Origin of the sequence: Streptomyces diacarni (assembly GCF_003323715.1) — a bacterium.
Classification (GTDB): domain Bacteria; phylum Actinomycetota; class Actinomycetes; order Streptomycetales; family Streptomycetaceae; genus Streptomyces; species Streptomyces diacarni.
In genome coordinates this window covers 82,800-96,361 of the sequence record NZ_QOIN01000036.1, presented here as the reverse complement: position 1 = coordinate 96,361, position 13,562 = coordinate 82,800, and the positions used below count along the sequence as shown (strand labels likewise).

The following is a 13,562-nucleotide window of genomic DNA, read 5'->3' as shown; positions in this document are numbered from 1 at the left end:
GGAGCGACATGGCAGCAGATCTGGCAGGCCGCCACTTCCTGAAGGAGCTGGACTTCACCCCGGAGGAGTTCCGCAGCCTGATCGGGCTCGCGGCCCGGCTCAAGGAGGCCAAGCGGGCCGGAACCGAGCGGGATGACCAGCGGCTGACCGGACGCAACATCGCGCTGATCTTCGAGAAGTCCTCCACCCGCACGCGTTGCTCGTTCGAGGTCGCCGCGGCGGACCAGGGCGCGCACACCACCTACCTCGATCCGTCCGGCTCCCACCTGGGCAAGAAGGAGTCGGTCAAGGACACCGCGCGGGTTCTCGGACGGATGTACGACGGGATCCAGTACCGCGGCAGCGGTCAGGAGATCGTCGAAGAGCTGGCCGCACACGCCGGGGTGCCCGTCTACAACGGGCTGACCGACCAGTGGCATCCGACCCAGATGCTCGCTGACGCGCTGACGATGACCGAGCACGCGCCGCGGGGCCGCGGCCTGGGCGAGCTGTCGTACGCCTACCTGGGCGACGCCCGCAGCAACATGGGCAACTCCTACCTGGTCACGGGCGCGCTGCTCGGCATGGACGTGCGGATCGTCGCGCCCAGGTCGCTGTGGCCCGAGGAGTCGGTGACGGCGCGGGCGCGGGCGCTCGCCGAGAGCACCGGAGCCCGGATCACGCTCACCGAGGAGGTCGAGGAGGGCGTGCGGGGCGCGGACTTCCTCACCACCGACGTGTGGGTCTCGATGGGCGAGCCCCCGCAGGTGTGGGACGAGCGGATCGCGCTCCTGCGCCCCTACGCGGTGACCATGGACGTACTGCGGGCGACGGGCAACCCCGCCGTGCGTTTCCTGCACTGCCTGCCCGCCTTCCACGACCTGGGGACGGCGGTGGCCCGGGAGATCCACGAGCGCCACGGGCTGACCTCGCTGGAGGTCACCGACGAGGTGTTCGAGTCCGCGCACTCGGTCGTCTTCGACGAGGCCGAGAACCGGATGCACACCATCAAGGCCGTTCTGGTGGCGACCCTGGGGTGAGGCGGCCGAGGCGCCGCCGCGCACGGCCCTGTGTGCATAGTCATACGCATAAATGCGGGGTCATGCATAAACGGCCGTTACGATGGAACCAGCTCGAAGGGTCCGGGCCACCCGCCCGGGCCCTTCTGCTGTGAACGTCCCGCGTGCACCCACCCCGTGCACACCCCGCACCGCCCCTGGAAGCTCCATGCCCCGCACCGGCCTGCGCCTGAAATCCCCCGAACAGCTGATCTCCGAATCCGGCGCCGACCTGGAGGGGAACGGCCTCAAGCGCACCATCGGCCCGTTCCAGCTGGTGTGCTTCGGCATCGGCGCGATCGTCGGCACCGGCATCTTCGTCGGACTGTCCGACACCGTGGCCGAGGCCGGACCCGCCGTCATCGTCTCGTTCGTCCTGGCCGCACTGACCTGCGTCTTCACCGCCTTCTCGTTCGCCGAGCTGGGCGGCGCCATGCCGGTCTCCGGCAGCTCGTACTCCTACACCTACGCCTCGCTCGGGGAGCGCGCCGCGTTCCTGGTGGGCTGGTGCCTGCTGCTGGAGTACGGCGTCTCCGTCTCCGCGGTGGCCATCGGCTGGGGGCAGTACCTGAACGAGCTGCTGGAGCACACCGTGGGCTGGCGCATCCCGGCCGCCCTCGCGGACGCGCCGGGGCACGGCGGTGTCGTCAACGTGCCGGCGGTGATCGTGATGCTGCTCGCCGCCGTCCTGCTGGTGCGGGGTGTGCGGGAGAGCGCGCGGGCGACGGCGGCGATGGCCGTGATCAAGGTCGGCATCCTCGTCCTGTTCTGCGCGATCGCCTTCACCGCGTTCCAGTCGGGCAACCTGTCGCCGTTCGCCCCCGAGGGCATCGGCGGCGTCGGCGCGGGCGCGTCGCTGGCGTTCTTCTCCTTCATCGGCTTCGACGCGATCTCCACGGCCGGCGAGGAGGTCAAGAACCCGCGCAGGAACCTGCCGCTCGCCATCCTGGTGACCATCGGCTGCGTGGCACTGCTCTACTGCCTGGTCTCGGTCGCGGCCCTCGGCTCGATGCCCTGGGAGCAGGTCGGCGGCAAGCCCGCGGCGCTCTCGCTCATCGTCAACCACGCGACGGGATCCACCTTCGGCTCGACCGTCATCGCACTGGGTGCCGTGGTGGCCATCGCCTCCGTGGTGCTGGCGGTGATGTACGGGCAGACGCGCATCCTGATGTCCATGTCCCGCGACGGACTGATGCCCAAGGTGTTCGAGCGGGTCTCGCCGAAGACCTCGACGCCGGTGGCCAACACGTGGATCGTCGCCGCCGTCTTCGCCGTGCCCGCCGCCGTCGTACCGCTGGACGTCGTGCTGGACATGACGGTGATCGGCACGCTGGCGATCATGACCGTCGTCAACATCTGCGTCCTCGCGCTGCGCCGCTCCCACCCCGGGCTCCAGCGCCGTTTCCGGGTGCCCTTCTACCCGGTGGCGCCCCTGCTCGGGGTGGGCTTCAGCCTCTATCTGATGTACGGACTGCCGCTGGTCACCTGGATCCAGTTCGCGGTCTTCGTGGCCGTCGGCGCGCTGGTCTACTCCTGCTACGGGCGGCGTCGCTCCCGGCTGGCGCGGGCACAGGCGGCGCCGGACGAGGAGAGCGGCAGCGCGACGCGCTGAGGCGCCCGGGGCCACCGGGGCGGGCTACCCCTCGTCGCGTCGGTCTCTGCGGGCCATCTCCTCCTCGGTGAGGCGTTGCAGCATCTCGACGCGCGCCGCGAACTCCGGGTCCTCGTCCTCGGAATCCTCCTCCGCCGACGTGCCCTCGGCGCGCAGTCGCATGTCCTGGACCATGACCGGCTCGTCCGGGTCGTAGTCGGAGAGACGAGGGCCCTCGGGCCCGTCGGGGCCGATCCGGACGAACCGCTCGACGCGGACGAGGCGCAGGTGGCGCCCGCCGAAGCTCAGCTCGTTCCCGCGCTCCGCGTCGAGCCGGTCGGCGGCCTCCCGGTAGACGGTGCGGGTCGCCTCGTCGAGCCCCTGCATGGCCGGGGCCAGCACCCGCAGCAGCATGGTGAGCGCGTCCCGCGCCTCCTGCGGGGAGCCGCCGTCGCCGGTCTCCGAACGCCAGGCGCCGCCCTCCTTCTCCGCGAACAGGAAGACGGGCGGCAGCAGCACGCCGCCCGGATGGCTGACGGCGGCCTTCCGCGCGTCCTCCCGCACCTGCGGCGGGTCACCCTCGCGGTGGGCGAGGGCGAGAAGCTCCGCCTTGAGAATGCCCTCGGAGGGCCCGGTGGGGATGACGGTGTCGAGCACGAAGCCCTCGGTACGGTCGGACAACCGGTTCGCGGCGCCCGGTTCGGCCGGGTCGGGGTCGGAGGGGCGCGGCGGCTCGGGCCCGTCGCGCCCGGCACGGATGACGTTCTCGGCGCGCACGACGCGGTAGCGCTCCTCCAGCACCGTCAGCTCGTCCAGCACTTCCCAGTCGAGGCGTTCGGCGGCAGCCTGGCAGGCGGCGCTGCTCTCCTGGCGGCCTGCCTCCTGAGCCTCGCGGGCGCGGCGCCTGAAGTGCGAGGCCAGCCCGTCCCGTGCGCTCTGCGGAGTGGGCGCCCCGAAGGAGGACAGCAGCTGCCAGCCGCCCTCCTCCCGCTCCCGGGCCGCACCGAAGACCGGGCGGAACCCCATCAGGACCGGGTAGCGCTCCCGGGCCAGCCAGGCCTCCTCGTCCGCCAGCGCAGCGACGGGTTCCACGACGGGCGCCACACGGATCGTCCGGTAGGCCGGCACGTCGTCACCGCCCCTGCCGCCGCCACCGCCCCTGTCGTTGTCGTTGCCCCTGTCGCTGCCGCTGCCGCTGCCGCTGCCGCTGCCGCTGCCGCAGCCACTGTCGTTGCCGGGGCCGTTGTCCCGCTCACCATGCATGCCGTCAGTATGCTCATGACTACCGTGTGTGCGGGGCGAGTTGGATGTACTGCCCCATCCGCCCCGAATCGCACCTGCGTACGAGCGCCCTACCATCTCGTCCCCGCCGCTCACTGTTCCCGCCCCTCCCCTCGCGCGGGCGGAGCGGCCCGCCACCGCCGGAGACCACCGGCAGGCCGGTACCGTGCTCCCCACAGCACGGACGTCTCCCCTGGCCCCCGGAATCCCGCACGGACCCATCCGTGCCGCGTCGGGCGACGAATGCGAGGTGGACAGTTCTTCCAGGAGGAGCGCATGACAGCAGCCGCCATTCCCCGCCCCCCGGCCAGGGCCGGAGGTGACATCCGGTGAAGGAGCCGGTCCGCATCTCCAGCCGCGCCGAGGCGCAATCCGACCCCGACGCGCTCCTGACCCAGGCCGCCAAGGGCGACCAGGACGCCTTCGCCGAGCTCTACGACCGGGTCGCGGGGCCCGTCCTGGGCCTCGTACGCTCGGTACTCCGCGACCCCTCACAGTCCGAGGAGGTCACCCAGGAGGTCCTGGTCGAGGTGTGGCGGCTGGCCACCCACTTCAACCCCGACAAGGGCAGCGCGATGACCTGGATCATGACGTTGGCCCACCGCCGCGCCGTGGACCGCGCCCGCTCGGCCCAGGCCGCCAGCGACCGCGAGGAGCGCGCCGCCCGGCTGGACCGCACACCCGACTACGACCACGTCGTCGAACAGGTCGAGGCCCGTCTGGAGCGCGAGCAGGTGCGCCGCTGTCTGCGCACACTGACCGAGATCCAGCGCCAGTCCGTGACGCTCGCCTACTACAAGGGGCTGACCTACCGCGAGGTCGCCGAACTGCTCGCCCAGCCGCTGGGCACGGTCAAGACACGGCTGCGGGACGGACTGATCCGCCTGCGGGACTGCCTGGGGGTGGGGGCATGACGATGACGACGATGGAACTGCACACGCTGACCGGCGCCTACGCGGTGCACGCGCTCCAGCCGGACGAGGAGGCCGCCTTCGAGCGGCACCTGGGCGACTGCGCCGCGTGCAGCGTCGAGGTCGCCGAACTGCGGGCCACCGCCGCCAGGGTCGGGCTGGCGCTGGCCGAACAGCCCACGCCCCGGATGCGGGCCGAGGTGCTGCACCGGATCGGCGAGGTCCGCCAAGAGCCGCCGCCACGGCAGCAGCCACCGAGCGACACACCCCGCGCGGACGTCCCGCGCGGCGTGCGGCGGCGCGCCGCACGCACGTGGCCCACCTTCGCGCTGGCGGCCTGCCTCGCGGTCGCGGCCGGCTTCGGCGGCGTGGCCGTATGGCAGTACCAGCGGGCCGAACAGGCGCAGGAGAGCGGCCAGAGCGCCCAGAACCGGGCCGCGCGGTTGGCCGAGGTGCTCTCGGCGCCGGACGCGCGGACCGTCCCCGCCAAGGACCTCCCCGGCGGGGGCAGCGGAACGGTCGTCGTCTCCCGCGACCAGGACCGTGCCGCGTTCGTCGCCTCCCGGCTGCCGCAGGCTCCCGAAGGCAAGACCTACCAGCTGTGGTACGCCGACCACGGCACGATGCGCTCGGCAGGTCTGATGGACGCCTCCTCCGACGACGCCTGGCTGCTGGAAGGCCCCCTGGGCGACGCTTCGGGCATGGGCGTCACCGTGGAGCCCAGCGGTGGCTCGACGAAGCCGACATCCGAACCGGTGGTCCTGGTGAACTTCCCCGCCCAGCAGGCCTAGCAAGGGGAGGGAGCTACGGGGTACGGAAGGAAAACGCGGGCCGGCACGGTGATGAGCCGAGTCGGCCGGTGGCCGGAGAAGCGGAGGAGAAGGATGCGGGTCGGTCTGCTACGAGCCGTCGGAGTCGCCACGGCCGCCTACGGGATCGCCGTCACCGCCAGACCCGAGTTGCTGGCCAAGCCGTCCGGGCTGGTGGACGAGGCGGGCCGCACCGCGCCCCACACCCGCACCTCGCTGCGCCCGCTGGCCTGGCGGGACGCGGCCAGCGGCATCGCGCTGGCGCTCGCCCCCGAGGGCGCGGCGCTGCGGACGGCCGCCTGGGTGCGCGTCGCCGCCGACCTCGGCGACGCGGCGCTGCTGGGCACCACCCTGCCGGCGGAGACCCGCGGCAAAGCGGTGGCCGTGTCGGTGGGCTGGGGCGCGCTGTCGCTGGCCGCGCTGTGCGGCGGGCGAGCGACCGGCTGAGCCGGTCGCTCGGTTCCGGCTGAGTACCGGTCCTCTGCGGCTGGGCCGGGCGCCTGGCCTGAGTGGTCCTTTGCGGCTCGGCCGGTCGTCTGGCCTGAGTGGCCGTTTGCGGCTCGGCCGGTCCTCTGCGGATGGGCGGGTCCCATGCGGCTGAGTGGTGGTCGTTTGCGGTTGGCCGGGCGGGGCCGGTCGGCGGCCCGTCTCCGGCCGGGGTGCCGGCACGCGCCGGCCGGGCGGTCACCCGTTCCCGGCCGGGCAGCCGCGCAGCCGCGTCCCGGACGAGCGGTCGGCGGCCGGGCGCTCCGGCTGGACGGCCGGCGGTCCGGCTGCGCCTCGGGCGCCGTCGCACCGCGCGGTGCCGGGCGGGGAGGTGACGGGGCGCCCGACAGCGCGCGGTGGTGGTCACACGGTCACGGCCACTCGCCGTCGTGGCCCCCGTGCGGTACGGGGCCGAGCCCGGCCTCCCCCTCGTCCAGGGGGCGCACGGCGAGGATCTGGTCGACGCCCATCCGGCGCTCGGCGAAGGCGAGCCCGCCACCGGCCAGGTACAGCCGCCAGACCCGTGCCGTCTCGGCGCCGGCCAGCTCTGTGAACTCCTCCCAGCGCTCGTCCAGGGTGCGCGCCCAGGCGGCAATGGTGTGCACGTAGTGCTCACGCAGCGAGGCGGTGGCCCGCACCTCCAGCCCCGCCTCCTCCAGCAGTCCGACGGTCTCGCCGAGCGGGCGCATGTGCATGTCGGGGGCGATGTAGGTCTCGATGAACGCTCCCCCGCCCGGCGCCTTCGCGCCGCGCGACATCTGCTGCACCAGCACCCGGCCGCCGGGCCGCACCATGCCGTGCAGAGCCGCGGTGAAGTGCGGGTACTCCGCACGCCCGACGTGCTCGCCCATCTCGATGGTGGCCGCGGCGTCGAACCCGCCGTCCCGCAGGTCGCGGTAGTGGCAGTGCCGCACCTCGACACGGTCCTCCAGGCCGCGCTCGCGTACCCGGGCGCGGACGAACCCGGCCTGCTCGCCGGAGAGGGTCACGGCCACCACCCGCGCCCCGTAGTGCTCGGCCGCGTGGAGGGTCAGTGAGCCCCAGCCGCAGCCGACGTCCAGCAGCCGCGGGCCCGCGGCGGGCCCCGGTTCCCGGCCCACTCCCTCCTGCCCGAGCCCCAGCTTGCGGCAGACCAGGTCGAGCTTGTCGCGCTGCGCCTCGGGCAGTCCGTAGCCGGGCTCGGCGCCCGGCGCCTTGGCCCAGTAGCCGCACGAGTAGGCCATCGAGGGGTCCAGCAGCAGTGCGTAGAACGCGTTGGACAGGTCGTAGTGGTGGCTGATGGCGGCGCGGTCGCGTGCGGCGCTGTGCAGGACGCCGCCGAGCCTGGCGCGGCCGGCGGGCGGCCGCGGCGGCGGGCCCAGCGCGCCGATCCGCAGCAGCAGCGCGGCGGCCTCGGCCCGGTCGGAGAGGCTGAGCCGGGGCGGCCGCAGTCCCCTCTCGCGCGCCGCCCGCCACACGGTGCGCAGCCCCTCGCCCACGTCGCCCGGCACGTCCACGTCGCCGGTGATGTAGGCCTCGGCCAGCCCGAGTTCCCCTGGCTGCCACAGCAGTCTGCGCAGGCCGCGGCGCGAGCGCAGCACCACGAGCGGCGCCTGCGCGGGGCCTGCCTCGCTGCCGTCCCAGGCCCGCAGCCGCACCGGCAGCGGGCCGCCGAGGAACCGCTGGGCCAGGGCCGCGAGGCGCCCGGCCACGCCTTCCGCGCTCGTCCGCGTCGTGTCCGTCGTGGGTGCCGCCGTCACTGTGCTTCTCCCCTGGGGTTCGGGATCGGGGTCGTCGTCTTCGTGCTCCGCACCGGTTCCTTGAGGAACAGCAGTTGCTCGACGTCGAGGTAGCCGGTGCGGAAGCCGGCCTCGGAGTAGGCGAGGTAGAGGGTCCACATCCGCTGGAACGTGGCGTCGAACCCGAGGGCCGTGACGTCCTCGTCCCGCTCCGCGAACCGCTCGCGCCACAGCCGCAGCGTCTCGGCGTAGTGCGCGCCGAAGCCCTCGTGGCGTGAGAGGCGCAGAGCCGTGTCCTCCTCGGTCAGGCGCCGCAGCGCCTCGCGGGAGGGCACCAGGCCGCCGGGGAAGATGTACTTCTGGATCCAGGTGTAGGTGTGCCGGGTGGCGAGCATCCGCTGGTGGTCCATGGTGATGGCCTGGAGGGCGGCCTTTCCGCCGGGCGCCAGCAGCCGGTCGAGCGCCGCGAGGTAGACCGGCCAGTACTCGTGGCCGACCGCCTCGATCATCTCGACGCTCACGATCGCGTCGTACTCCCCCCGCACCTGCCGGTAGTCCCGCAGCAGCAGCGTCACCCGGTCGCCGCAGCCCGCCTCGCGGACCCGCGCCGTGGCCAGCTCCAGCTGTTCCGAGGAGAGCGTGACGGTGACCACCTCGGCGCCCCGCTGGGCGGCTCGTATCGCCAGATCGCCCCAGCCGGTGCCGATCTCCAGCATCCGGGTTCCCGGCCCGACGCCGGCCAGGTCGAGCAGCAGGTCGGTCTTGCGCCGCTGGGCGTCGGGCAACGCCTCCCAGGTGGCGGGGAATCCGCGGAAGACGGCGGAGGAGTAGGTCAGCGTCTCGTCGAGAAAGAGCGCGAACAGGTCGTTGGACAGGTCGTAGTGGCGGTGGATGTTCTCGCGGGCGCCCCTGGTGGTGTTGCGCTGCGCGGCCGGGTGCCGGGGTGCCCACAGGTGGCGCAGCTTCTGCATCCAGGCGGGGAAGAGGGACGCGGCGTGCTCGGCGAAGACCGCGAGCACACCCACCAGGTCGGGCGCCTCCCACTCGCCGGCCATGTAGGACTCGCCGAAGCCGATGAGTCCGCTGCGGCCGAGGCGGTGGTGGAAGGCGTCGGGGTCGCGCAGTTCCAGGAGCGGGCCGCCCTGCCCGAGGCTGGACCCGTCGGGCAGCCGCACCCGCAGGGGCAGCTTGTCGAGGGCCCGGCCGACGAGGCGGGCGGTCACGGCGGTACGCAGCCGGGAGGAGCGTGGCAGAACAGCCACGTCGGGCCAGCGGGAACGGTCGGTGGCGGCCGTCCGCGAGGGCGCTGACAGCGGTGCGGGCACGGTCAGTGCAGACCTTTCTGTGGAGGGTGGTGCGGTCGTGGGCGTACGGGCAGTCCGCGCAGCCACAACCGGATGCCGTGGGCACGGATGCCCGCGGTGACGGCGAGCGTGGGCCAGGGGTGGCGTGCGGTCGCACGCAGCAGTTCCCGTACGGTCGCCGGGCGGCGCTCGCCGTGCACGGACGCGGTGAACGGGACGTGTGCCCGGTGGCCCCCGCGTTCGAGCTGGACGGTCAGCCGCAGCCGGGCGCCCGGGCGGGGCAGCCGCATGCGGTATCCGCCGTCCACGGGGAAGAACGGCGAGACGTAGAACTCCTTGTCCGTGCGGCCGACGCCGTCCGCGTCGGTGCGCAGCAGGTAGCAGTGGCGCTCGCCGTAGGTGTTGTGCACCTCGGCGACGACGCACACCGACTGTCCTGCCGCGCCGTGGCACCAGTAGAGGGTCAGCGGGTTGAAGACGTGCCCGAACACCCGGGCGTGCGCGAGCATCAGCACCCGGCCGCCCTCCAGGTCCACGCCCTGTGCGGCCAGGTAGCGCTCCAGTCCCGCTCGGACTGTCGGCGCGGTGCCGCCGAAGTGGTCGCGGGGCTCGAACCGGGCCAGCGGCCGCAGCAGGCGCGGCAGCCGCGGCGGTTCGTCCACGTCGGTCAGCCACATGTACGTGCGGAAACGGAAGGCGTGCCGGACGGGGCTGGTGCGGGCGTGGGCGATGACGCAGCGGTAGAGGGCGGGCGTGACGGGGTCGGAGCCGGACTCGTGGTCGGAGCCGGACTCGTGGTCGGAGCCGGGGCCTTGGCGCGGGGGCCGCCGCGCGGTTTTCCACGGTCCGGCCAGGGGAGAGCGCGGGCTCACCAGCGCACCCCCAGTGCCCGGGCGGCCTCCACCCCGGAGCGGCAGCCGTCCTCGTGGAAGCCCCAGCCGTGGTAGGCGCCGGCGAACACCACGGGGCCGCGGTTCAGTTCGGGCAGCCTCCGCTGTGCCGCCACCGACTCGGGCGTGTAGACGGGGTGCTCGTAGACCATGCGCGCGAGCACCCGCTCCGGGTCCACGCGGTCGTGGGCGCCCAGGGTGACGACGTGTTCCTCGGGCGCGTCCAGCCGCTGCAGCCGGTTCATGTCGTAGCTGACCCGCACCCGCCCGGCCGGGGTACGGCAGTCGGGCATCAGGTAGTTCCACGACGCGCGTGCGCCGCGTGTGCGGGGCAGCGGGGCGGGGTCGGTGTGCAGGAGCGCCGGGTTGCGCGAGTAGCGGAAGGCGCCCAGCACCTCGCACTCGGCCTCGGTCGGCTCCGCCAGCAGCCGCAGCGCCTGGTCGGGGTGGGTGGCCAGCACGACGGCGTCGTAGGCGTGCGCCGTGCCGTCCTCGGTGACGAGCGTGACCCCGTCAGCGCTGTCAGCGTGCCTGCGCACCGTCCGTACGGGCGTGGCGGTGTGGACGGCGCCGAGTTGCTTGCCGACGCGCTCGACGTACTCACGCGAACCGCCGGTCACCGTGCGCCACGGCGGGGAGCCGGAGATGCCGAGCATGCCGTGGTTGTCGAGGAAGCGGAACAGGTAGCGGGCCGGATAGCGCAGCGCCGTGTCGGGCGCGCACGACCAGACGGCCGAGATCACCGGCGTCACGAAGTGGCTCACGAAGTACGGCGAGAACCCGCCCCTGCGCAGGAACTCCTCGAGCGTCACCGCGTACTGCCGGTCGTCCGCCGTGCCGACGCCCTCCTGGTCCAGCAGGCGCAGCGCACGCCGGTGGAAGACGGGCACCTGGGCGAGCATCCGCAGGTACCTGCCGCGCAGCAGATGCCCGGCGCGCGGCACCAGCCCGCGCGGCCCCTTGGCGCCCGCGTACTCCAGGCCGCAGCCCTCGCACCGTACCGACATGCTCATCTCGGACTCCTGGGTCGTCACGCCCAGCTCGCCGAAGAGCCTCGTCAGCAGCGGATACGTCCGGCGGTTGTGCACGATGAAACCGGAGTCGACCTGGAGGACGCGGCCGTCGGCGGAGACGACGTCATGGGTGTGCGCGTGGCCGCCGAGCCGGTCGTCGGCCTCGTAGAGCGACACCGCGTCCGTGTGCCGCAGGACGTGTGCCGCCGTCAGCCCGGCGACTCCACTGCCCACCACGGCCGTCCTGCGCCGCTGTTGCGTCATGCTGCTCCTCCCACTGCGGAGCACGCCCCCACGGCCGGCCGCGACCGTCTTCCGCGAGTCGCTCGCCACTCGCCGCTGAGCGGGGTGCGTGCCTTTTCGCTCTGCATTCGGAGCCGCGGGCCTCGCGGCTTGGCCCGGGCGGGGAGAGGTCGTCCGCGTGAGGCCATCTCCGCGGCGCGTGTCCCGCCGGATGTCATCCGCTCGAGGGATCGACCAATCCGCCGGGCGGGCTGAGCCGAATGTGGGGTGTGAGCAACGAGAGGAAGCCCCGCATCGGCGCCGTGACCGGCGCGCTGGGAGCGCTGAGCGGCGTGATCGCCGGGTGCGGCGCCCTGGCCGTCGCGGAGTTGGCGTCCGTGCCCGTGCGCCCCGAGGCCGGTCCGGTCACCGCCGTGGGCGGTGCCGTGATCGACCGGGTGCCCGCGCCGGTCAAGGACTTCGCCATCCGCACGTTCGGCACCAACGACAAGCTGGTCCTCCAGTTGGGCATCGTCGTCCTGCTCGCGCTCTTCGCCGTCGCCCTCGGCGTCCTCGCGGTGCGCCACCGGCCGGCCGGCTCGGCGGGCGTGCTGCTCTTCGGCGCCGTGGGCGGCTGGGCCGCCGCGGGCCGCCCCGACGGCTCGCTCGTGGACGCGCTGCCCTCCGTGGTGGGAGCCGTGGCGGGCAGCGCCGTGCTGTACGCGCTGGCGGGTCTGTTGAGGCCGTCCGGTGCGGTCGCGGAGCCCGTCGCGGCCGGCGACACGTCCCCGGTCGGGGCCACCTCCTCGGCCGGGGCCACGCCCTCGGCGCCCTCGGAGGAGAAGACCCCTTCTGCGAGCGTCACCCCCTCAGCCGGTGACGCGCCGACAGAGGGTGCCGGTACCGAGGACGGCGCCGGTACCGAGAACGGCGCCGGTACCGAGGGCGACGCCGGGCTGGTGGCCGACGACTCGTCGGCAGCCGGTGGTCAGGCGACGCCCGAAGATCCGGCGACAGCAGGCGGCGAGGCGCCCTCACCCACCGGCTCCGGCAAGCCGCGGCTGCTGCTGGACAAGCGACCGGGCGGGGCGGGTTTCGATCGGCGCAGGTTCGTCCTGGGCGCGGGCGCGGCGTCCGTGGGGGCCGCCGGGGTGGGAGCGCTCGGGCGGGGTCTCAACTCCCGCAGCGGCGCCGAGGCCGTCGCCTCCCGCACCGACCTCACCCTGCCCGCCCCCGTCTCGCGGGCGGCACCCGTACCGCGCGGCGCCGAGCTGGACATCGACGGACTCAGCCGGTTCGTGACGTCGAACAACCGGTTCTACCGCGTGGACACGCTGCTGCGCGTGCCGAAGCTGTCGGCAGCCGACTGGTCGCTGCGCATCCACGGCAAGGGAGTGCGCGACGAGCTCACCCTGGACTACGGCCAGTTGCTCGACCGGGGCCTCGTCGAGCGGGACATCACCCTCACCTGCGTCTCCAACCAGGTGGGCGGCGAGTACGTCGGCAACGCACGCTGGCTGGGGGTGCCCCTGGCGCCGCTGCTGCGGGAAGCCGGCGTGCGGCCTCCGTCCAAGGGCGGGCCCGCCGACCAGCTCGTGGCCCGCTCCGAGGACGGCATGACGCTCGGCAGCCCGGTGGACACCGTCATGGACGGCCGGGACGCGATGCTGGCCGTGGGCATGAACGGCGAACCGCTCCCCTTCGAACACGGCTTCCCCGTGCGCATGGTGGTCCCCGGCCTGTACGGCTACGTCTCGGCGTGCAAGTGGATACGGGAGCTGGAGCTCACCTCGTTCGACGACTTCGACGTGTACTGGGTCGAACGGGGCTGGGGACGCCGGGCCCCGATCAAGACCCAGTCGCGGATCGACACGCCGGGGCCGCTCGCCGATCTGAAGGCCGGCAAGGTCGCGGTCGCGGGCGTCGCCTGGGCGCAGCACCGCGGCATCGACCGGGTCGAGGTCCGCGTCGACGACGGCTCCTGGCACACCGCGCGGCTCGCCGAGGAGGACTCCCGCGACACCTGGCGCCAGTGGGTGTGGGAGTGGGACGCGACACCGGGGTCCCACCGGCTCCAGGTGCGCGCGACCGACAGGACCGGGCGCACCCAGACCGCCGACCGCGTCGGCACGGTGCCCGATGGCGCCACCGGACGTCACTCGGTGGTGGTCGACGTGACCTGACCACCTCCCCCTGACCACCGAACCGCCCGCCTGCCCCGACTCTCCGACCACCGAACCATCCGTAGCAGCCCACGCATGCCTCACCTCGTGCCCGACATGAGCGGCATGACCGTCCAA

Annotated in this window: 11 protein-coding genes; 6 read left to right on the top strand and 5 right to left on the bottom strand. The window is 73.6% G+C overall.

What is annotated here, in order from left to right; translation table 11 throughout:
• The first annotated feature begins 8 nt into the window (after positions 1–8).
• Both argF and DTL70_RS09100 read left to right on the top strand, forming a co-directional pair.
• Positions 9–1,019 carry an ornithine carbamoyltransferase gene (argF, locus tag DTL70_RS09105; RefSeq protein ID WP_114021359.1) on the top strand — a complete coding sequence of 337 codons (1,011 nt, stop codon included), beginning with the start codon at positions 9–11 and terminating at the stop codon, positions 1,017–1,019.
• Between the two features lie 187 nt (positions 1,020–1,206).
• Positions 1,207–2,649 carry an amino acid permease gene (locus DTL70_RS09100; RefSeq protein WP_114021358.1) on the top strand — a complete coding sequence of 481 codons (1,443 nt, stop codon included), beginning with the start codon at positions 1,207–1,209 and terminating at the stop codon, positions 2,647–2,649.
• Between the two features lie 24 nt (positions 2,650–2,673).
• Here DTL70_RS09100 and DTL70_RS09095 read toward each other — a convergent pair whose 3' ends face one another.
• The gene (locus DTL70_RS09095) at positions 2,674–3,891 is read right to left on the bottom strand and encodes a DUF5954 family protein (RefSeq protein ID WP_220183598.1); all 1,218 of its coding nucleotides are present in this window, start codon (positions 3,889–3,891) and stop codon (positions 2,674–2,676) included.
• A 347-nt stretch (positions 3,892–4,238) separates the two neighbouring features.
• Between DTL70_RS09095 and DTL70_RS09090 the strand changes: the two genes are divergently transcribed.
• The 3 genes from DTL70_RS09090 (at position 4,239) to DTL70_RS09080 (ending at position 6,076) form a co-directional block, all read left to right on the top strand.
• Positions 4,239–4,823, top strand: a complete 585-nt coding sequence (locus DTL70_RS09090) for a sigma-70 family RNA polymerase sigma factor (protein ID WP_114021356.1) — start codon at positions 4,239–4,241, stop codon at positions 4,821–4,823.
• Positions 4,824–4,825: 2 nt separating this feature from the next.
• Complete coding sequence (locus tag DTL70_RS09085; RefSeq protein ID WP_114021355.1) at positions 4,826–5,611, top strand: anti-sigma factor; 786 nt, start codon at positions 4,826–4,828, stop codon at positions 5,609–5,611.
• 93 nt (positions 5,612–5,704) lie between these two features.
• Positions 5,705–6,076, top strand: a complete 372-nt coding sequence (locus tag DTL70_RS09080) for a hypothetical protein (RefSeq protein WP_114021354.1) — start codon at positions 5,705–5,707, stop codon at positions 6,074–6,076.
• A gap of 410 nt (positions 6,077–6,486) precedes the next feature.
• Here DTL70_RS09080 and DTL70_RS09075 read toward each other — a convergent pair whose 3' ends face one another.
• From DTL70_RS09075 to DTL70_RS09060, 4 genes are all read right to left on the bottom strand, one after another.
• Positions 6,487–7,854 carry an SAM-dependent methyltransferase gene (locus tag DTL70_RS09075; protein WP_114021353.1) on the bottom strand — a complete coding sequence of 456 codons (1,368 nt, stop codon included), beginning with the start codon at positions 7,852–7,854 and terminating at the stop codon, positions 6,487–6,489.
• A complete protein-coding gene (locus DTL70_RS09070; RefSeq protein ID WP_245979191.1) occupies positions 7,851–9,164 on the bottom strand; it encodes an SAM-dependent methyltransferase in 1,314 nt (437 codons plus the stop codon). The genes DTL70_RS09075 and DTL70_RS09070 overlap by 4 nt, the downstream gene beginning before the upstream one ends.
• Positions 9,161–9,868, bottom strand: coding sequence for a DUF1365 domain-containing protein (locus tag DTL70_RS09065; RefSeq protein ID WP_245979190.1), 708 nt, complete (start codon positions 9,866–9,868; stop codon positions 9,161–9,163). Before DTL70_RS09065 ends, DTL70_RS09070 begins: the two co-directional genes overlap by 4 nt.
• Positions 9,869–10,005: 137 nt before the next feature.
• Positions 10,006–11,304 carry an NAD(P)/FAD-dependent oxidoreductase gene (locus DTL70_RS09060; protein WP_114021351.1) on the bottom strand — a complete coding sequence of 433 codons (1,299 nt, stop codon included), beginning with the start codon at positions 11,302–11,304 and terminating at the stop codon, positions 10,006–10,008.
• Positions 11,305–11,552: 248 nt separating this feature from the next.
• Here DTL70_RS09060 and DTL70_RS09055 point away from each other — a divergent pair, with 248 nt between their 5' ends.
• Complete coding sequence (locus DTL70_RS09055) at positions 11,553–13,445, top strand: molybdopterin-dependent oxidoreductase (RefSeq protein ID WP_425470339.1); 1,893 nt, start codon at positions 11,553–11,555, stop codon at positions 13,443–13,445.
• Positions 13,446–13,562 lie beyond the last annotated feature (117 nt).